This window comes from Entomohabitans teleogrylli, from assembly GCF_001484765.1.
In the GTDB taxonomy this organism is placed as follows: domain Bacteria; phylum Pseudomonadota; class Gammaproteobacteria; order Enterobacterales; family Enterobacteriaceae; genus Entomohabitans; species Entomohabitans teleogrylli.
Map to the genome: position 1 here is coordinate 175430 of NZ_LLXO01000013.1, position 19956 is coordinate 195385.

General features: G+C 57.1%; 16 protein-coding genes. 7 read left to right on the plus strand and 9 right to left on the minus strand.

Features of this window, described 5'->3' with window-relative positions; translation table 11 throughout:
- Nucleotides 1–126 precede the first annotated feature (126 nt).
- Complete coding sequence (katA, locus tag AQ981_RS16275; RefSeq protein WP_420809765.1) at nt 127–1575, minus strand: catalase KatA; 1449 nt, start codon at nt 1573–1575, stop codon at nt 127–129.
- Nucleotides 1576–1848: 273 nt separating this feature from the next.
- Here katA and AQ981_RS16280 point away from each other — a divergent pair, with 273 nt between their 5' ends.
- The 6 genes from AQ981_RS16280 to yfaU all read left to right on the plus strand — a co-directional run bounded on the left by AQ981_RS16280 (nt 1849) and on the right by yfaU (nt 8191).
- Complete coding sequence (locus AQ981_RS16280; RefSeq protein ID WP_058912796.1) at nt 1849–2391, plus strand: YfaZ family outer membrane protein; 543 nt, start codon at nt 1849–1851, stop codon at nt 2389–2391.
- An 88-nt stretch (nt 2392–2479) separates the two neighbouring features.
- On the plus strand, nt 2480–3676 hold the full coding sequence (locus AQ981_RS16285; protein WP_058912797.1) for a nicotinamide mononucleotide deamidase-related protein YfaY: 1197 nt from the start codon (nt 2480–2482) through the stop codon (nt 3674–3676).
- 329 nt (nt 3677–4005) lie between these two features.
- A complete protein-coding gene (locus AQ981_RS16290; RefSeq protein WP_058912798.1) occupies nt 4006–4788 on the plus strand; it encodes an IclR family transcriptional regulator in 783 nt (260 codons plus the stop codon).
- Between the two features lie 14 nt (nt 4789–4802).
- Entirely contained in the window at nt 4803–6008 is a 1206-nt protein-coding gene (rhmD, locus tag AQ981_RS16295) for an L-rhamnonate dehydratase (protein ID WP_058912799.1), read from the plus strand.
- 63 nt (nt 6009–6071) lie between these two features.
- Entirely contained in the window at nt 6072–7364 is a 1293-nt protein-coding gene (locus tag AQ981_RS16300) for an MFS transporter (RefSeq protein ID WP_058912800.1), read from the plus strand.
- A 23-nt stretch (nt 7365–7387) separates the two neighbouring features.
- Nucleotides 7388–8191 (plus strand): 2-keto-3-deoxy-L-rhamnonate aldolase, encoded by an 804-nt coding sequence (gene yfaU, locus AQ981_RS16305; RefSeq protein ID WP_058912801.1) that lies wholly within the window; start codon nt 7388–7390, stop codon nt 8189–8191.
- A gap of 41 nt (nt 8192–8232) precedes the next feature.
- Here yfaU and AQ981_RS16310 read toward each other — a convergent pair whose 3' ends face one another.
- The 5 genes from AQ981_RS16310 to ubiG all read right to left on the minus strand — a co-directional run bounded on the left by AQ981_RS16310 (nt 8233) and on the right by ubiG (nt 13878).
- Nucleotides 8233–8751 carry a DUF4760 domain-containing protein gene (locus AQ981_RS16310; RefSeq protein WP_058912802.1) on the minus strand — a complete coding sequence of 173 codons (519 nt, stop codon included), beginning with the start codon at nt 8749–8751 and terminating at the stop codon, nt 8233–8235.
- Nucleotides 8752–9058: 307 nt separating this feature from the next.
- On the minus strand, nt 9059–9316 hold the full coding sequence (gene yfaE / locus AQ981_RS16320; protein WP_058912804.1) for a class I ribonucleotide reductase maintenance protein YfaE: 258 nt from the start codon (nt 9314–9316) through the stop codon (nt 9059–9061).
- Between the two features lie 3 nt (nt 9317–9319).
- Nucleotides 9320–10450 (minus strand): class Ia ribonucleoside-diphosphate reductase subunit beta, encoded by a 1131-nt coding sequence (gene nrdB, locus AQ981_RS16325; RefSeq protein ID WP_058912805.1) that lies wholly within the window; start codon nt 10448–10450, stop codon nt 9320–9322.
- 68 nt (nt 10451–10518) lie between these two features.
- Nucleotides 10519–12804, minus strand: a complete 2286-nt coding sequence (gene nrdA / locus AQ981_RS16330; RefSeq protein ID WP_058912806.1) for a class 1a ribonucleoside-diphosphate reductase subunit alpha — start codon at nt 12802–12804, stop codon at nt 10519–10521.
- Between the two features lie 342 nt (nt 12805–13146).
- Entirely contained in the window at nt 13147–13878 is a 732-nt protein-coding gene (ubiG, locus tag AQ981_RS16335) for a bifunctional 2-polyprenyl-6-hydroxyphenol methylase/3-demethylubiquinol 3-O-methyltransferase UbiG (protein ID WP_058912807.1), read from the minus strand.
- A 158-nt stretch (nt 13879–14036) separates the two neighbouring features.
- Between ubiG and gyrA the strand changes: the two genes are divergently transcribed.
- Nucleotides 14037–16673, plus strand: coding sequence for a DNA topoisomerase (ATP-hydrolyzing) subunit A (gyrA, locus tag AQ981_RS16340; RefSeq protein ID WP_058912808.1), 2637 nt, complete (start codon nt 14037–14039; stop codon nt 16671–16673).
- An 85-nt stretch (nt 16674–16758) separates the two neighbouring features.
- On the opposite strand, the gene AQ981_RS16345 is transcribed toward gyrA, so the two are convergent.
- The 3 genes from AQ981_RS16345 to AQ981_RS16355 are packed head-to-tail and all read right to left on the minus strand — an operon-like array spanning nt 16759 to nt 19955.
- On the minus strand, nt 16759–17943 hold the full coding sequence (locus AQ981_RS16345) for an acetyl-CoA C-acetyltransferase (RefSeq protein WP_058912809.1): 1185 nt from the start codon (nt 17941–17943) through the stop codon (nt 16759–16761).
- Between the two features lie 27 nt (nt 17944–17970).
- Nucleotides 17971–19293 carry a TIGR00366 family protein gene (locus AQ981_RS16350; protein WP_058912810.1) on the minus strand — a complete coding sequence of 441 codons (1323 nt, stop codon included), beginning with the start codon at nt 19291–19293 and terminating at the stop codon, nt 17971–17973.
- Nucleotides 19290–19955 carry a 3-oxoacid CoA-transferase subunit B gene (locus AQ981_RS16355; protein ID WP_058912811.1) on the minus strand — a complete coding sequence of 222 codons (666 nt, stop codon included), beginning with the start codon at nt 19953–19955 and terminating at the stop codon, nt 19290–19292. Before AQ981_RS16355 ends, AQ981_RS16350 begins: the two co-directional genes overlap by 4 nt.
- Between the last annotated feature and the right edge of the window lies 1 nt (nt 19956).

Genomic DNA, 19956 nt, shown 5'->3' on the forward strand with positions numbered 1-19956 from the left:
CAGGGCACTACTGTAACAGAAAGGGGGAGGCTAAGGGGGAGGAAAGAAGAGACGATGCGGGAAAATGGTCTCCCGCATCAACGTGCGGTTCAGACCCGGAAAGCGGGTTCCCGGGTCTGGTCGCTATCAGCCTTTTTTCAGGGCCCTGAGGGCGGCGGCGACGCCGGCACCGTATTCCGGATGCACCTGGTTGAACAGGCTAATCTGGCGTTCCTGAATGAATTCCGGCACATCCTGCATATCCCCGGCGATGCGCTGGAACATGCGCTGATGCTCCTCTGCGCTCAGCAGTTCAAACAGTTTGCGCGGCTGGCTGAAGTAGTCGTCGTCTTCGCGATGATTCCAGTGGTCGGCGGCCCCTTCGATAGTCAACGGCGGTTCGCTGAAATCCGGCTGCTCCTGGAAGACGCCGAAACTGTTCGGCTCATAGGTGGCGCCGTTACCGCTGTTGCCGTCAATGCGCATGGCGCCGTCGCGGTGGTAGTTATGGAACGGGCAGCGCGGCGCGTTAACCGGGATCTGATGGTGGTTAACGCCCAGACGATAGCGGTGGGCATCGCCGTAGGAGAACAGGCGCCCCTGCAGCATTTTGTCCGGCGAGAAACCGATCCCCGGCACTACGTTTGCCGGCGACATCGCCACCTGCTCTACTTCAGAGAAGTAGTTATCCGGGTTGCGGTTCAACTCCAGTTCGCCGACTTCAATCAGCGGGTAGTCGGCATGGGGCCACACTTTGGTGAGATCGAACGGGTTGTACGGCACTTTAGAGGCGTCCGCTTCCGGCATGATCTGCACGTAGAATTTCCAGCGCGGGAAGTCGCCTTTTTCGATAGCGTCGAACAGATCGCGCTGCGAGCTTTCGCGGTCGTGGGCAATGATATTCGCCGCTTCGTCGTCCATCAGGTTGTTGATCCCCTGCTGGGTTTTGAGGTGGAATTTCACCCAGAAGCGCTCGTTATTGCTGCTGATAAAGCTGAACGTATGGCTACCGAAGCCGTGCATCATACGGTAAGAGCGCGGCAGGCCGCGGTCGCTGAAATCGATGGTTAACTGGTGCAGGGATTCCGGCAGATGAGAGAAGAAGTCCCACTTGTAAGTGGCGTTGCGCAGGTTAGTGCGCGGATCGCGTTTCACAACATGGTTCAGATCGGGGAATTTGAGCGGGTCGCGCAGGTAGAACACCGGGGTGTTGTTGCCCACCAGGTCCCAGTTGCCCTCTTCGGTATAAAATTTCATCGAAAAACCGCGGATATCGCGCTCGGCGTCCGCCGCGCCGCGTTCGCCGGCTACGGTAGAAAAGCGAATAAACAGTTCTGTTTTCTTGCCAATTTCAGAGAAGATTTTTGCCCGGGTGTAACGAGTAATGTCGTGGGTCACAGTAAAGGTGCCGTAAGCGCCGGAGCCTTTGGCGTGCATACGACGCTCGGGGATCACTTCGCGGTCAAAGTGGGCGAGTTTTTCAAGGAACCAGACATCCTGTAATAACATCGGCCCACGCGGACCGGCGGTCGCGACATTGTTATTATCAGGGACCGGAGCGCCTGCGCCAGTGGTTAATCCTTTCTTGCTCATCATCGTCTCCTTGGGAGCGGTTAACGTTGCTTATCACTATTTCCTGATCACTACGGAAATCTTCTTTGGGGATTCTCATCTACGCAGCAGGCAGGAGCAATTTGACAATTTCTATCACTGCCATACCCGAAGCCTGTTGTACCCCCGGAATGTTTATTATTTGGTTACAAACAATTAGCTAAAATTCGTTTCAAATATAATCCTCCTGGCGCGGAACAGGTTAAAATTACGCACGTTTTGCATGGCTTTTTTCACTATTTATCAGGGTCTATGACAATGAAATGTTCTTTTGTGGCCGGAATCGCCGGATTAATGTTGGTTTCTGCCAGCGCCAGCGCGCTGGATATCAGCGGAGAAGCTGGTAAAGAGTACACCCGGATTGGCGTGGGATTTGGCACTGAATCTCCGGGGCTGGCGCTGAGCGGTAGCTGGGCCCATAACGATGATGATGGCGAGATAGCGGGACTGGGGCTGGGGTTGAACCTGCCGCTCGGGCCACTGTTGGCGACTGTTGGCGGCAAGGGGCTGTATCTGAATCCGAAGAGCGCTAATGACGGTTATGCCGTGGCGGTCGGTGGCGGGCTGAAATGGCCGGTTACCGACAGTTTTGCGGTTTTCGGCGATTACTATTACTCCCCGGACTCGCTGTCCAGCGGCGTTCAGGACTATCAGGAGGCCAGCGCCGGGGCGCGCTACACCATTCTGCGCCCGGTGAGTGTGGAGGCCGGTTACCGTTATATCAACCTGGCGGGCAAAGACGGCAGGCGTGATAACGCCGTGGCGGATGGCCCTTATGTCGGGGTTCGCGCCAGCTTCTGATAGCTGTTCATGGCGCGCGCTGTCGCGCCATTTCCCCCCGTTGGTCCCTGCGCTATAGTTATCGCTTCCCTTGCCACGGAGTAACATGATGATAAAAGTGGAAATGCTGTCCACGGGCGATGAAGTGTTGCATGGACAGATTGTCGATACCAATGCCGCCTGGCTGGCGGATTATCTATTCAGCCAGGGGCTACCTCTGACGCGGCGCAATACCGTTGGCGATAACCTGGACGATTTAGTCGCTATATTGCAGGAGCGCAGCCGACAGGCGGATGTGCTGATCGTCAACGGCGGACTGGGGCCTACCAGCGACGATCTCAGCGCGCTGGCCGCGGCGACCGCCAAAGGCGAGGAACTGATCCTGCATCAGGAGTGGCTGGCGCAAATGGAGCGTTTCTTCGCCGAACGCGGCAGGGTGATGGCCCCCAGCAATCGCAAACAGGCGGAGATTCCCGCCAGCGCCGGGATTGTTGATAACCCGGTGGGGACCGCCTGCGGATTTGTGCTCCAGCTCAACCGGTGCCTGATGTTCTTTACTCCCGGGGTGCCTTCCGAGTTCAAAGCGATGGTGGATCAGCAAATTATGCCGCGCCTGCGGGAGCGCCTGGCATTGCCTGAACCGCCGCTCTGTTTGCGCCTGACCACCTTTGGCCGTTCAGAAAGCGATTTAGCCCATTGCCTGAGTCACCTGCAACTGCCGGAAGGGGTGGTGATGGGGTATCGCTCTTCGATGCCAATAATCGAACTGAAACTGACCGGGCCGGCCAGCCAACGCCAGCAGATGGAAGCGCTGTGGCAGGAGGTTCGCGCGGTGGCCGGCCAGAGTACCGTGTTTGAGGGAACCATAGGGCTTCCGGGCTGGCTGGCGCAGCAACTGCGCGTCAGGGACGCTAAGTTAGTGACCAGCGAACAGTTTACCGCCGGGCTGCTGGCGCTCCAGCTCAGCCGCGCTGACGCGCCGCTGGTGACTGGCGAAGTGCTGGCGACCGTGTCGGAAACGCTGGAGGAGACGCTGCGCCGCGGCCAGTCGCTGGCGCGGGCGAAGGCGTGCGAGTTTGCGCTGGCGGCGGGCGGGATGGTGGAAGAACATCTCAACCTGGCGCTGGTGACTCCGCAGGGCGGCTATGGGGTACGTCTCAAAATGGCCAGTAATCGTCATAGCCTGGTTATCCGCCAGGAAGTGTGCGCGATGATGGCGCTGAATATGTTGCGCCGCTGGCTGAATGGCTGGGACGTAGCGGCAGAACATGGCTGGATTGATGTCGTGGAGACCCTCGAACTATAAGCGCTGCCCGGGATCGTGTCTTTTCCGGGAAGCGAGCGCGAGACGTTGTCCGCTATCAAATCCGTCGCGGCGGATCCTGGCGGGCAACCGATCATTCAAAAACCGCATGTTGATCTGTTCCCCCTTTCACCTGGCGGGCAAATTCGCCCCGCTCCGGACGCTGTTGTCCAACCCGCTGTACTGTAAATAAAAAAATCTGTGCGCTGTATCATATTTTCCAACTGCAATCACTCCAGCCGTGTGGACGGCGAAGGGTTTTTGACACGCTTCACAATTCCCGGCGCGGGGAACGGTAACACTGATTCCAGTATTAAAGACCGGAGTCCAGTATGTTGGAATCAAGCAAAGTACCTGCGCTCACCCGCGCGATTGAAATCCTCAATCTGATCGCCCGCATTGGCCCGTGTAGCGCGGCAACCATTATCGAAATGCTGGAGATCCCCAAGAGCACCGCTTATTTGTTGCTGGCGGAACTAAAGCGCCAGCGCTTTATCAGCGTGGACAGCCAGGATAATTACTGCCTGTGGACCAAACTGGTTGAGCTGGCGGGGCACGCGCTGAGCAAACTTGACCTGCGCGATACGGCGCGCCCGCGTCTGACCCGCCTGATGGAAGAGACCGGGCTGCTGTGTCATCTCGGGATCATCGACCGGGAAAACGCCTATTACATTCTGAAAATTGAGTCCTCTTCCACCATCAGCGTGCGTTCCCACGAAGGTAAAAGCCTGTCCCTGTACCGCTCCGGGATTGGTAAATGCCTGCTGGCGTGGCAGCCGGAAGCGACGCGCAACGCCATTGTCGATCACCTGAAGTTTGAAGCGGCCACCCCGACCACCATCACCGACCCGGACGATCTGCTCGCTGAGCTGGCGCGTATTCGCGCCCAGGGCTGGAGTTTCGACAATGGCGAAGACTATAGCGATGTGCGCTGTGTGGCGGCGCCGATATTTAACGCCGACAGCGCCCTGAGCGCCGCGATTTCGGTGGTTGGCACCCGGTTACAGATTAATGAAGACAATCGCGACTACCTGGCCGGGAAAGCGATTGCCTGCGCCAGGGATATTTCCCGCTTACTGGGCTGGAAAAGCCCGCTTGAACTGCAAGCCTCATAACCAGGAGAACAGTAATGACCCTACCCAAAATTAAACAGGTACGCGCATGGTTTACCGGCGGAGCCACAGCAGAGAAGGGCGCCGGCGGCGGCGATTACCACGACCAGGGGGCCCATCACTGGATTGATGACCATATCGCCACCCCGATGAGTAAATACCCGCAGTATGAGCAGTCGCGTCAGTCGTTCGGCATTAATGTGCTGGGGACACTGATTGTCGAAGTGGAAGCGGACAACGGCCAGACCGGATTCGCGGTCTCGACGGCGGGAGAGATGGGGTGTTTTATCGTTGAAAAACACCTGAATCGCTTTATCGAAGGCAAATGCGTCAGCGATATCAAATTAATTCACGACCAGATGCTCGGCGCCACCATGTACTACTCCGGTTCCGGCGGCCTGGTGATGAACACTATCTCCTGTGTGGATCTGGCGCTGTGGGATCTGTTTGGCAAAGTGGTAGGCCTGCCGGTGTATAAACTGCTCGGTGGCGCGGTGCGTGATGAAATTCAGTTTTATGCCACCGGGGCGCGTCCGGATCTGGCCAAAGAGATGGGGTTCATCGGCGGTAAGATGCCGACCCACTGGGGCCCCCATGACGGCGATGCCGGCATTCGCAAGGACGCGGCAATGGTGGCGGAATACCGTGAAAAATGCGGCGCGGATTTCTGGCTGATGCTCGACTGCTGGATGAGTCAGGATGTGAACTATGCCACGAAGCTGGCTCACGCCTGCGCGCCGTATAACCTGAAGTGGATTGAAGAGTGTCTGCCGCCGCAGCAGTACGAAGGTTACCGGGAACTGAAGCGCAACGCTCCGCCGGGGATGATGGTCACCAGCGGCGAACATCATGGTACGCTACAGTCGTTCCGCACGCTGTCGGAAACCGGCATTGATATTATGCAGCCGGATGTCGGCTGGTGCGGCGGTTTAACCACCCTGGTGGAAATCGCCGCCATTGCCAAAGCGCGCGGTCAACTGGTAGTGCCTCACGGCTCTTCCGTATACTCCCACCACGCGGTGATTACCTTTACCAATACGCCATTCAGTGAATTCCTGATGACCAGCCCGGACTGTTCTACGCTGCGTCCGCAGTTTGATCCGATCCTGCTGGACGAGCCGGTACCGGTGAATGGCCGTATCCACAAATCGGTGCTGGATAAGCCGGGTTTTGGCGTCGAGCTGAACCGCGACTGCAATCTGAAACGGCCCTACAGCCACTAATTCCGGGACCTGCGCCGCAGCCTGCGCGCTCGCGGCGCCACTCATCCTGCTGAGGATTTTGCTATGAATACCACATTACTGGATAGCGTGGTGAAGAAGAACCGTGCGCGCCTGATACCCTTCATGCTCGCTCTGTATGTTCTGGCGTTTCTCGATCGTTCCAATATCGGTTTCGCTAAGGAGACTTACCAGATTGATACCGGCCTGAGCAATGAAGCCTATGCGTTGGGCGCCGGGATATTTTTCGTGGTGTATGCCTTTCTGGGCGTGCCGGCCAACCTGCTGATGAGAAAGTGGGGCGCCCGGCGCTGGATTGGCGGCACCACGCTGCTGTGGGGGGCGCTGTCGGCGGCGATGGCCTATGCCGATACCGAGGCGAAATTCCTGATTGTGCGCACTCTGCTGGGGGCGGCGGAGGCCGGGTTCTTTCCGGGGATGATCTATCTGACCTCTCAGTGGTTCCCGCAGCGCAATCGCGCCAGCATCATGGGGTTGTTCTATATGGGGGCGCCGCTGGCGCTGACGCTGGGTTCGCCGCTTTCCGGCGCGCTGCTGGAGATGCACGGTTTTATGGGGCATGCCGGCTGGTACTGGATGTTTATCATTGAAGGACTGATGGCGGTGGCGGCCGGTTTCTTCACTTTCTTCTGGCTTGATGATACGCCGCAGCAGGCGCGCTTTCTGAACGCAGAGGAAAAACAGGTGCTTATCGCCCAACTGGCCAGCGAAGAAGAGAAGAAAACCACTTCGCGCCTGACGGATGCGCTACGTAATGGGCGGGTCTGGCAACTGGCGATTATCTATCTGACCATCCAGGTGGCGGTATACGGTCTGATCTTCTTCCTGCCAACTCAGGTGGCGGCGCTGATGGGCACTAAAGTCGGCTTTACCGCGTCGGTAGTGACGGCGATCCCCTGGGTTGCGGCGCTGTTCGGCACCTGGCTGATTCCACGCTATTCCGACCGCACTGGCGAGCGGCGTAATGTGGCGGCGCTGACGCTGCTGGCGGCGGGGATCGGGATTGGCGTGTCAGGGCTGGTGTCTCCGTTCCTGGCGATTCTGGCGCTGTGCGTGGCGGCTGTGGGCTTTATCGCCGTACAACCGGTGTTCTGGACCATGCCGACGCAGTTACTCTCCGGGACGGCGCTGGCGGCAGGTATCGGCTTCGTCAACCTGTTCGGCGCGGTGGGCGGTTTCCTGGCGCCCATCCTGCGCGTCAAGGCGGAGACCCTGTTCGCCAGCGATGCGGCGGGCCTGCTGACCCTGGCGGCGGTGGCGATTTTCGGCTCGCTGATTATCTTCACGCTGAATGTTTCCCGCCAGGCGCCTGCGGTGAGCGAAGCGCACCATTCATGACAACTAATGTAGTAAGGATCACTATGGACGCGATTTTATCTAATCCTTTTAAAGCCGGATTACGCCGGGGAGAGACACAGTTTGGCCTGTGGCTAAGCTCCACCACATCCTATATGGCGGAGATCGCCGCCACATCGGGCTATGACTGGCTGTTGATCGACGGCGAACATGCGCCGAATACGATTCAGGATCTGTACCACCAGCTTCAGGCTATCGCCCCTTACCGCAGCCAGCCGGTCGTGCGACCGGTTGAGGGTAGCCGCAGCCTGATCAAACAGGTGCTGGATATTGGCGCCAGAACGCTGTTGGTGCCGATGGTGGATACGGCGCAGCAGGCCCGGGAGGTGGTGGCCGCTACCCGCTACCCGCCGCAGGGCGTGCGCGGCGTCGGCGCCAGCGTGGCCCGCGCCGCGCGCTGGGGGAGAGTCGCGGATTATATGGCGCGCGCCAATGAGGAACTCTGTCTGCTGATTCAGGTTGAGAGTAAAACGGCGCTGGAAAATCTGGATCAGATCCTCGAAGTGGAGGGTATTGATGGCGTCTTCATTGGCCCCGCCGATCTTTCCGCGTCGCTGGGTTATCCGGATAACGCCGGCCACCCGGAGGTGCAGCGGATTATTGAACAGAGTATCCGCCGTATCCGCGCAGCGGGAAAAGCCGCCGGTTTCCTGGCGGTTGATCCACAGATGGCCCGGCGGAGCCTGGAGTGGGGGGCGAATTTTGTGGCGGTTGGGGTGGATACTATGCTCTATACCGAAGCCCTCGACGCCAGACTGGCGCTGTTTAAGGGAACAGAGGCCAGTGGTAATACCCGCGGCAGTTATTAAGCGGCGGGCATAATGGTTTATCCGGTGGATCAACAGTGTCGTTATCCACCGGACTTTACCGCCAGCGGCGTGCCGCTCCAGGCGATGGCCAAAAATTCATATTCCTGATAATAAGAATTACGCTGTTCTTTTTCACGAATGGCTTTAATCAAGGGTTCGGCAATAGCGAAATTATTAACCACGGAGCTATAGAAGACGTCTTTTATCATTATTTCATGATAGATGCCGTGGCGAATACTGACGGCCAGACGCTCATAAAAATTCAGACAATAAATAATATTCTGAATATCATCATTCTCTTCTTCTGTCATGTTATGTGTCGAAAATATATAGCTTCGAAAAGACCTTCCCGAATAGTGAATACGTCGTAGTGCCTGAAGCCCATCCAGATAGCGTTTATCAAAGCGGCTCTCAAATAAGAACGTCGCCGTTTGCGATTTTCTGGCCATTCCGACATTGTAAATGATGGTGAAGAAGGCCAGTATGGCGCTGAGCAGGACCGCCAGCGTGCTGAGCATCTGGCTGCCAGCCGTCAGCCAGATGAGGGTGTTTGCAGGCATCAGATACGTCCATATATCTGTTATTCCGGGAAAGCCTGGGGAATATATACCCAGGCTTCCGGGTTAAGAAATAGATATTTTATTGCACGGGATTATTACAGGGTTTATTAATTACAGGCCTTCATACTCATCAGAATAGCGCATCTCATTTTTCTCCTGGTTAAATATTGCTGCGGGTTGATAAACAAACAGTACCCATCACAGGAAAATAATACAATATAAAAAATAACGACATTAAAAAAATGCGAGACACGCTCAAAACGAATGCAATTCAATGAAATAAAAATACCGCGCGGCGGCGGCATTATTACATTTCAATTTCGATATCACCCTGTGCCTGACAGCAACAGGGCAGAATTTCTCCGGGCTGAATAAAGGCCAGCGGCTCGCTGAGCCACCTGACATTGCCGTTAACCAGCCGGGTCCGGCAGGAGCCGCAGTACCCGGCGCGGCACTGATATTCCACCTGAATATTTTGCGACTCCAGCGCCGCCAGAAGGGAAGGGTGCTCCTCCTGGCAGATAAGCTGAGCGCCGCTGATACGCAGCGTAATTCGGTTGCACATGGCTTACAGCTGGAAATTGCTCAAATCGTCGGTATCGATTTCAGAATCGATCTGGCCGACCAGATAAGAGCTGACTTCCACCTCTTGCGGCGCGACCTGGACGTTGTCGGATACCAGCCAGGCGTTAATCCACGGAATCGGATTCGAACGGGTCTGGAAAGGCAGATCGAGACCGACGGCCTGCATGCGGATATTGGTGATGTATTCCACATACTGGCACAGGATATCTTTGTTCAGGCCGATCATGGAACCGTCGCGGAACAGGTAGTCAGCCCACTCTTTTTCCTGCTGGGCCGCCAGCACAAACAGGTCATAACACTCCTGCTGGCACTCCCGGGCAATATCCGCCATTTCCGGATCGTCGGCGCCGGAGCGCATCAGGTTGAGCATATGCTGGGTGCCGGTCAGATGCAGCGCTTCGTCACGGGCGATCAGCTTGATGATTTTGGCGTTGCCTTCCATCAGCTCGCGCTCCGCAAAGGCGAATGAGCAGGCAAAGCTGACGTAGAAACGGATCGCTTCCAGCGCATTAACGCTCATCAGGCACAGGTAGAGCTTTTTCTTCAGTTCGCGCAGACTGACGGTGACCGTTTTGCCGTTAACCGTATGGGTGCCTTCCCCCAGCAGGTGCCAGTAGCTGGTATCTTCGATCAGCGAGTCATAATAGTTGGAGATATCTTTCGCCCGCTTGAGGATCTCTTCATTGGTGACAATATCGTCAAAGACGATCGACGGATCGTTGACGATATTGCGGATGATATGGGTATAGGAGCGGGAGTGGATCGTTTCCGAGAACGCCCAGGTTTCTACCCAGGTTTCCAGCTCCGGAATGGAGATCAGCGGCAGTAGCGCTACGTTGGGGCTACGGCCCTGAATGGAATCAAGCAGGGTCTGATATTTCAGGTTGCTGATAAAAATATGTTTTTCGTGCTCCGGCAGCGCCTGGTAATCAATACGATCCCGGGAAACGTCAACCTCTTCCGGCCGCCAGAAGAAGGAGAGCTGTTTTTCGATCAGCTTTTCAAAGATGTCGTATTTTTGCTGGTCGTAGCGGGCCACGTTAACCGGCTGGCCGAAGAACATCGGTTCCTGCAACTGGTCGTTTTTCGTCTGTGAAAAGGTGGTGTATGCCATGAATTTAATCCTGTCTACAAAGCATTATCAGTGGTGCCGGAGCAGGGCGGGTTTCCCCGCCCTGGCGGTCAGATTTTGCAGGCGCCGCTTTCGCAGCCGTCATCCTGAATAGAAGGCACCAGATCGTCCTGGGCATCTTCCGCGCCGTCGCGGGTGTTCTGATAGTAAAGGGTTTTCACGCCAAATTTATAGGCAGTGAGCAAATCCTTCAGCAATTGCTGCATCGGCACCTTGCCTGACGGGAAACGCGCCGGGTCGTAGTTGGTGTTGGCGGAAATCGACTGATCGATAAACTTCTGCATAATGCCCACCAGTTGCAGATAACCGTCGTTGCCGGGCATATCCCACAGCAGTTCATAGCTATCTTTCAGGTGCTCATAATCCGGCACCACCTGACGCAGGATACCGTCTTTCGAGGCTTTGATGCTGACATAGCCGCGCGGCGGTTCAATACCGTTGGTGGCGTTGGAAATCTGCGAGGAGGTCTCCGATGGCATCAGGGCGGAAAGGGTTGAGTTACGCAGGCCGTGGGTTTTGATCGATGCGCGCAACTGCTCCCAGTCATAGTGCAGCGGCTCGTTAGCGATGGCGTCCAGATCCTTTTTATAGGTATCAATCGGCAGAATGCCCTGCGCGTAGGTGGTTTCGTTGAACCACGGGCAGGCGCCCTGTTCCTGAGCCAGTTCGTTCGAGGCTTTCAGCAGGTAATACTGAATGGCTTCGAAGGTTTTGTGGGTCAGATTATTGGCGCTGCCGTCGGAGTAACGCTTGCCGTTTTTCGCCAGCCAGTAAGCGAAGTTAATTACGCCGATACCCAGAGTACGGCGCCCCATTGCGCCGCGTTTTGCCGCCGGGATCGGGTAGTCCTGGTAATCAAGCAGGGCGTCGAGGGCACGTACCGCCAGCACCGCCAGATCTTCCAACTCGTCCAGACCGTTGATGGCGCCGAGGTTAAAGGCAGACAGGGTGCACAGGGCGATTTCCCCGCTTTCGTCATTCACGTCTTCCAGCGGTTTAGTCGGCAGTGCGATTTCCAGACACAGGTTGGACTGGCGCACTGGCGCAACGGCCGGGTCGAACGGACTGTGGGTGTTACAGTGGTCGACGTTCTGAATATAGATGCGGCCGGTGGAGGCGCGCTCCTGCATCATCAGAGAGAACAGGTCGGCGGCTTTGACACGCTTCTTGCGAATGCTTTCGTCCTGCTCATATTGGGTATACAGGCGTTCGAATTCGTTCTGATCGACAAAGAAAGCGTCGTACAGCCCCGGCACGTCGGACGGGCTGAACAACGTGATGTCTTCCCCTTTTAGCAGGCGGGTATACATCATTTTGTTCAACTGCACGCCGTAGTCCATATGACGCACGCGGTTGCCTTCCACGCCGCGGTTGTTTTTCAGTACCAGCAGGCTTTCCACTTCCAGGTGCCACATCGGATAGAACAGAGTGGCCGCGCCGCCGCGCACGCCGCCCTGAGAGCAGGACTTCACCGCGGTCTGGAAATGTTTGTAGAACGGAATACAGCCGGTATGGAACGCTTCGCCGCCGCGGATCGGGCTGCCCAGCGCGCGGATACGACCGGCGTTGATACCGATACCGGCGCGTTGGGAAACGTACTTCACGATAGCGCTGGAGGTGGCGTTGATAGAGTCCAGACTGTCGCCGCACTCGATCAGCACGCAGGAACTGAACTGACGGGTCGGGGTACGCACGCCGGACATAATTGGCGTCGGCAGTGAGATTTTAAAGGTTGAGACCGCGTCGTAGAAACGCTTCACATAGTCCAGACGGGTGGCGCGCGGGTAACCGGAGAACAGGCATGCCGCAACCAGAATGTACAGGAACTGGGCGCTCTCGTAGATTTCGCCGGTCACCCGGTTCTGTACCAGGTATTTGCCTTCCAGCTGTTTAACCGCCGCGTAGGAGAAATTCATATCGCGCCAGTGGTCGATAAAACCGTCCATCTGCTGGAACTCTTCTTCCGTGTAGTCTTCCAGCAGATGTCTATCATATTTGCCCAGCTCGACCATTTTTACCACGTGGCTGAACAGCTTCGGCGGCTCGAATTCGCCATAGGCTTTTTTACGCAGATGGAAAATCGCCAGTCGCGCGGCCAGGTACTGATAGTCCGGCGCGTCACGGGAGATCAGGTCGGCAGCGGCTTTAATGATAGTTTCATGAATATCAGACGTTTTAATGCCGTCATAGAACTGAATATGGGAGCGCAACTCCACCTGGGAAACGGAAACATTGCTTAGCCCTTCTGCGGCCCAGTCCAGCACGCGGTGGATTTTATCCAGATTGATGCGCTCGGTGCTGCCGTCACGCTTTGTCACCATCAGACTCTGATTCATGGGTTGTACCTGTCCGTGAAATGAATATATCCCCCATTTATCCACAATGTCCGACCTGTGACTAACATTGTGGATAAATACTATATATAGGGGTTGAATGATAAGTTTAACGCTATATGGTGAGTATTCTAGTAGGGATTCTTTTGAGAACAAGGGTTGATTTTGACGTTAATTTGAGGTTACCAGAGGGTGAAAAACGCTAAGTCCTCAAGTTGTAAGGCTTTGCTGGGCTGTCAAGGCCAGTAAGAAAAAAACCAAATTTTGATCGGATGCTGATTTCTTCATCGAACAGGGAAATTGCGCAACATGATGTTACGCAATTATTCTTAATAAAAATCTGAATCAACGCTGAATGGCGTTCTCAGTATGCAAGATATAGTTAACATCAACCCCCGGGCCGAGGTGAAAACGGTTCATCAGCGGGTTGTAATGCAGGCCGGTCATGTGGCGCTCGCGCAGCGGGGTTTCATCCACCCAGCTCAGCAGTTCCGCAGGCTTGATAAATTTTTTAATATCGTGCGTGCCTTTTGGCACCATGTTCAGCAGATACTCCGCGCCGACCACCGCCATCAGCCAGGCCTTCGGGTTGCGGTTAATGGTAGAAAAGAATACCTGCCCGCCGGGTTTGACCAGCCGGGCGCAGGCCTGTACCACCGAGCGCGGATCCGGTACGTGCTCCAGCATCTCCATGCAGGTCACGACATCGTATTCGCCGGGGTGTTTTTCAGCCTGCTCTTCTACGGTGCGCTGGATATATTCCACCTGAATACCGCTTTCCAGAGCATGTAGCCGCGCCACCTGTAGCGGTTCGAATCCCATATCCAGACCGGTGACGGTCGCCCCTTCCCGGGCCATGCTCTCGGCCAGAATGCCGCCGCCGCAGCCAACGTCGAGGACTTTTTTGCCGAACAGCCCGCCGCAGCGCCCGGCAATATAGCCAAGGCGCAGGGGATTAATACGATGCAGCGGTTTAAATTCGCCTTCCAGGTCCCACCAGCGCGAGGCGACGGCTTCAAACTTGGCGATTTCGGTGTGGTCAACGTTCTGTCCGCAGGGCGCGTTTTCGGCATTCATGGATGCAGTAACTCCTTATTTCACAGAACTGCGAGTATATCAGGACGCCGGAATGAATAAAGCCGCCGCCAGACGCTATCGGGTTTAGCTGTCTTTATACGGTTGTGTTATAATTTGCGACCTTTGAATCCGGGATACAGTAGAGGGATAGCGGTTAGATGAGCGACCTTGCCAGAGAAATTACACCGGTCAATATTGAGGAGGAGCTGAAGAGCTCTTATCTGGACTACGCGATGTCGGTTATTGTTGGCCGCGCATTGCCGGATGTTCGTGATGGCCTCAAGCCGGTACACCGTCGCGTACTTTACGCCATGAACGTATTGGGCAATGACTGGAATAAAGCCTACAAAAAATCCGCCCGCGTCGTCGGTGACGTTATCGGTAAATACCACCCTCATGGTGATTCCGCGGTCTATGACACCATCGTGCGTATGGCGCAGCCGTTCTCCCTGCGCTACATGCTGGTCGACGGCCAGGGGAACTTCGGCTCCATCGACGGCGACTCCGCAGCAGCGATGCGTTATACGGAGATTCGTCTGCAGAAGATCTCCCATGAGTTGATGGCCGATCTGGAAAAAGAGACCGTTGACTTTGTGGACAACTATGACGGTACGGAAAGAATCCCCGACGTCATGCCGACCAAAATCCCTAACCTGCTGGTAAACGGTTCATCCGGCATCGCGGTAGGGATGGCGACCAACATTCCTCCCCATAACCTGACGGAAGTGATCAACGGCTGTCTGGCCTATATCGATAACGAAGACATCGGCGTCGAAGGGCTGATGGAATACATTCCGGGGCCGGACTTCCCGACTGCAGCGATCATCAATGGCCGGCGCGGGATTGAAGAGGCCTATCGCACCGGGCGCGGCAAGATTTATATTCGCGCCAGAGCGGAAGTGGAAGCCGACGCCAAAACCGGGCGTGAAACCATCATCGTTCACGAAATTCCTTATCAGGTGAACAAAGCGCGTCTGATCGAGAAGATAGCCGAGCTGGTGAAAGACAAGCGCGTCGAAGGGATCAGCGCCCTGCGCGATGAGTCCGACAAAGACGGAATGCGCATTGTTATCGAAATCAAGCGCGATGCCGTTGGCGAAGTCGTGCTGAACAATCTTTATTCCCAGACCCAGTTGCAGGTCTCCTTTGGTATCAACATGGTGGCGTTGCACCATGGTCAGCCGAAGATCATGACCCTGAAGGAGATTCTGGAAGCGTTTGTTCGCCACCGCCGTGAAGTGGTGACGCGCCGTACCATTTTCGAATTGCGTAAAGCCCGCGATCGCGCCCATATCCTTGAAGGTCTGGCGGTGGCGCTGGCTAACATCGACCCGATTATTGAGTTGATTCGCCGCGCCCCGACGCCTGCGGAAGCGAAGGCCGGGTTGGTGGCGCAGGCGTGGGATCTGGGCAACGTGGCGGCAATGCTGGAACGAGCTGGCGACGACGCCGCGCGTCCGGAGTGGCTGGAGCCGGAGTTTGGTATTCGCGAAGGCAAATACTATCTGACAGAGCAACAGGCTCAGGCGATCCTTGACCTGCGTCTGCAGAAGCTGACCGGTCTGGAGCATGAAAAACTGCTCGACGAATATAAAGAGCTGCTGGAACAGATAGCCGAGCTGCTGCATATTCTGGCCAGCGCTGAGCGCCTGATGGAAGTGATTCGCGAAGAGCTGTTGCTGATCCGCGATCAGTTCGGCGACGAGCGTCGCACCGAAATCACCGCCAACAGCGCCGATATTAATATCGAAGATCTGATCAGCCAGGAAGATGTGGTCGTCACCCTGTCTCACCAGGGCTACGTGAAGTATCAGCCGCTGTCTGATTACGAGGCGCAGCGCCGCGGCGGTAAGGGTAAATCCGCTGCGCGTATTAAAGAAGAAGACTTTATCGACCGCCTGCTGGTGGCCAACACTCATGACACGATCCTCTGCTTCTCCAGCCGTGGTCGTCTGTACTGGATGAAGGTTTACCAATTGCCGGAAGCCAGCCGCGGCGCCCGCGGTCGGCCGATCGTCAACCTGCTGCCGCTGGAGGCCGATGAGCGTATCACCGCCATTCTGCCGGTACGCGAGTACGAAGCGGGTGTGAACGTCTTTATGGCCACCGCCAGCGGTACCGTGAAGAAAACCGCCCTGACCGAGTTCAGCCGTCCGCGCTCCGCCGGTATTATCGCTGTCAACCTGAATGAGGGCGATGAGCTGATTGGCGTTGATCTAACCTCCGGCAGCGATGAGGTGATGCTGTTCTCCGCCCACGGTAAAGTGGTGCGCTTTAAAGAGGACGCCGTGCGCGCCATGGGCCGTACCGCGACCGGGGTGCGCGGTATCCGTCTGGCGGAAGGGGACAGTGTGGTATCGCTGATCATTCCGCGCGGCGAAGGGGCGATTCTGACCGTCACCCAGAACGGTTACGGTAAGCGCACCGCGGCGGCGGAATACCCGACCAAGTCGCGCGCCACTCAGGGGGTTATCTCCATTAAAGTCACCGAGCGCAACGGTAATGTGGTCGGCGCGGTGCAGGTGGATGACAGCGATCAGATCATGATGATCACTGATGCGGGGACGCTGGTGCGTACCCGGGTATCGGAAATCAGCGTGGTGGGTCGTAATACCCAGGGCGTGATTCTGATCCGCACCGCTGAAGAGGAAAACGTGGTCGGTCTGCAGCGCGTGGCGGAGCCGGTGGATGAAGAAGAACTGGACGCTATTGACGGTAGTGAAGCGGAAGGGGAAGACGAAATCGCGCCGGAAACCGATAACGACGATGATGCGGCGGATGACGCTGACGAGTAATCGTTGATCATTGCTGGTTGCATAGACAAACCCCACCGAAAGGTGGGGTTTTCTTTTGATAGCCCCTTAAAAGTGATGCCGGCGATCAGCTGAGGCGTTCGACGATCATAGCGATACCCTGTCCGCCGCCGATGCACAGCGTCGCCAGACCGAGGGTTTTATCCCGGGCGCGCAGGGCATGCAGCAGGGTAACCAGAATCCGCGCGCCGCTGGCGCCGATCGGGTGGCCCAGCGCGATCGCGCCGCCGTTGACGTTGACCCGCGACATATCGAACTCCAGCGTTTTCCCCACCGCGAGAAACTGGGCAGCAAAGGCTTCATTGGCTTCAATCAGATCGATATCGCTTAACTGCAGGCCGGTTTGCGCCAGCGCTTTACGGGTGGCGGGGACTGGCCCCATACCCATCAGCTCCGGCGCCACGCCGCCGCTGGCATAGCCGCGGATACGCGCCAGCGGCGTCAGTCCGGCGGCACGGGCGGCCTGCTCTTCCATCACCACCAGCGCGGCGGCGCCGTCGTTGATACCGGAGGCGTTGCCCGCGGTTACCGTGCCGGCTTTATCGAACGCCGGGCGCAGGGCGCTGAGACCTTCCAGCGTGGTATCGGCTTTCGGAAACTCGTCGCTGGCAAAGATACGCTCGCTTTTCCGTGATTTAACGGTGACAGGGACGATCTCAGCGTCAAAGGCGCCTGACTGTTGCGCGGCGGCGGCTTTTTGCTGGGACTGCAGCGCCGCGTGGTCCTGCTGTTCCCGGGTAATGCCATATTCCCGGGCGACGTTTTCCGCGGTAATCCCCATATGGTAGCCATGCGTCGCGCACATTAGCCCATCGCGCAGGATAGTGTCGGCGAGCTGGCCGTCGCCCAGCCGGTATCCCCAGCGCGCCCGGGAGTCGAGCAGATGGGGGGCCTGGCTCATGTTTTCCATGCCGCCGGCTACAATCGCCGTGGCCTGGCCGGCGGCAATCGCCTGCGCCGCCAGCGCCACGCTTTTCAGCCCGGAGCCGCAGACTTTGTTCACCGTGTAACCGCACACTGTTGCCGCGAGGCCGCTTTTCAGTGACGCCTGACGCGCCGGGTTCTGGCCGAGCCCCGCCTGTAACACATTCCCCATGATGACCTCATCAACCCGGGTCGGGTCGAGAGCGGCGCGTTCCAGCGCAGCGTTAATCACCGCGGCGCCGAGATCTACGGCGCTGGTGCCGGCGAGTGCGCCGTTGAAGCTGCCGATAGCGGTACGCACCGCGCTGACGATAACCATATTTTTCATCTTCTATTCCTTAGTCTTTGCGCTGTGTCAGAACAGCGTGAGCCCGATAACAAAAATCACGCCGGAGAACAGCAGGGCGGTAATGCAGTAACCCATAATGTCTCTGACCCCAAGCCCGGCGATGGCCAGCGCCGGCAATGCCCAGAATGGTTGCGCCATGTTCATCCACTGTTCGCCATAGGCAATAGCCATTACCGATTTCCCGAGGTCGGCGCCAAGGGCTTCGGCCGCCGGCATCACGAAGGGACCCTGAATAACCCAGTGACCGCCGCCGGATGGGACCGCGAAGTTAATCAGCGCTGAGCTGAAGAAGGTCATGATCGGGAAGGTTTCTTTGGTGGCGACATCAATGAAGAATTCAGTGATCAGTCCGCCGAGGCCGGAATGTTCCATCATTAACTGGATCCCGGCGTAGAACGGGAACTGCACCAGAATACCGGCGGTGCTGCGCGCGGCGGCGCTGATGGCGCGCATATAGGCCATCGGCGTTTTATGCAGCAGCATTCCGGCGATCAGGAACACCAGGTTGACGGTGTTAATGGTGATGTTGAAGCCATTTTCGACAAAGTACATGCCCAGATAGCCGATACCCAGAGCGCCGATGATCAGCGTCAGAATACGGCTCTCTTCCAGGCGCTCGGATGGCGGAGCGTCCGCCGGCAGGGTCTTCTGGAAATCCGCCTCTTCAAGCAGCAGTTTGGGATCAATGGCCACCACATCCTGCGGTTTGGGCGTCATCATGCGGGTGACGAACGGCATCACCACAATCAGCCCGACAGTGACGAACAAGTTGAAGCCGGTGAACAGCGTATCGCCGACCGGGATCAGACCGGCAACGTGTTCCACCGGGTTACCGGGGGTTGCCGCCAGCAGGGGCATCGAGCCGGAGAAACCGCCGCCCCAGGTGAGAAAGCCAATATAGGCGCAGGCGATCAGCAGCGGGTAATCAGAGCCGGGAACCCGGCGCGCCACTTCCCGGGCAAACATCGCGCCGACCACCAGGCCGAAGCCCCAGTTAATGGCGCACGCCGTCAGACCGAAAAAGGTCACCAGCATTACCCCCTGGGCGGGGGTTTTGGCGGTAGAAGCGACAACCCGCAGCAGACGCTTAACCGGGCTGGAGCTGGCCAGGGCGTGGCCGGTGACCACGATCAGCGCCATCTGCATCCCGAAAGCCAGCAGGTTCCAGAAGCCGTCGCCCCACATTTTCACCATGTTCATCGGCGTCTGGGGCGTCAGCCACAGGGCGATGATAAATGTCAATATGGTCAACAGGATGGCGAAGATCAGCGGGTCCGGCAGCCAGCGGCTGACGAAGCGCGTCATAAAACGCGAGATGCGGCCAATCATGCGACACCTCGCGCGGCGTGGGTGGGCATGGTCTGCAGATCGCTGGCGATATCGAAGTGGGCTTGCGTCCGGGAGCGAATAGTTTCTACGTCGCAGCCTGCGGCGATTTCGCACAGTTGCATCTTGCCGTCGCTGAAGCGGAATACCGCCAGCTCAGTGACCAGCATATGGACCGCATGCTGGGCGGTGAGCGGCATAGTGCACTGGCGCAGTATCTTGGCCGAACCATCTTTGGCGCAGTGTTCCATGGCGATGATCACTTTACGGGCGCCGGTCACCAGATCCATGGCGCCGCCCATGCCGGGGACCATCTTGCCCGGCACCACCCAGTTGGCGAGGTTGGCCTGCTCATCGACCTGCAGGCCTCCCAGCACGCAGGCATCAACGTGGCCGCCGCGGATTAGGGCGAACGAGGTGGCGCTGTCGAACATTGCGGCGCCGGGTAAAATGCCGCACGGTTGGCCGCCGGCGTTCACCAGGTCAGGATGCGGTTCAGTAATCGGACCTAATCCGAGGAAGCCGTTTTCGGACTGCAGGGTAATGTGTATCCCCTCAGGTAGGTAATTCGCCACCTGAGTAGGCAGACCGATGCCGAGATTAACGATATCTCCGTCACGCAGTTCCAGCGCCACGCGGCGGGCAATAAGTTGTTTCGCATCCATG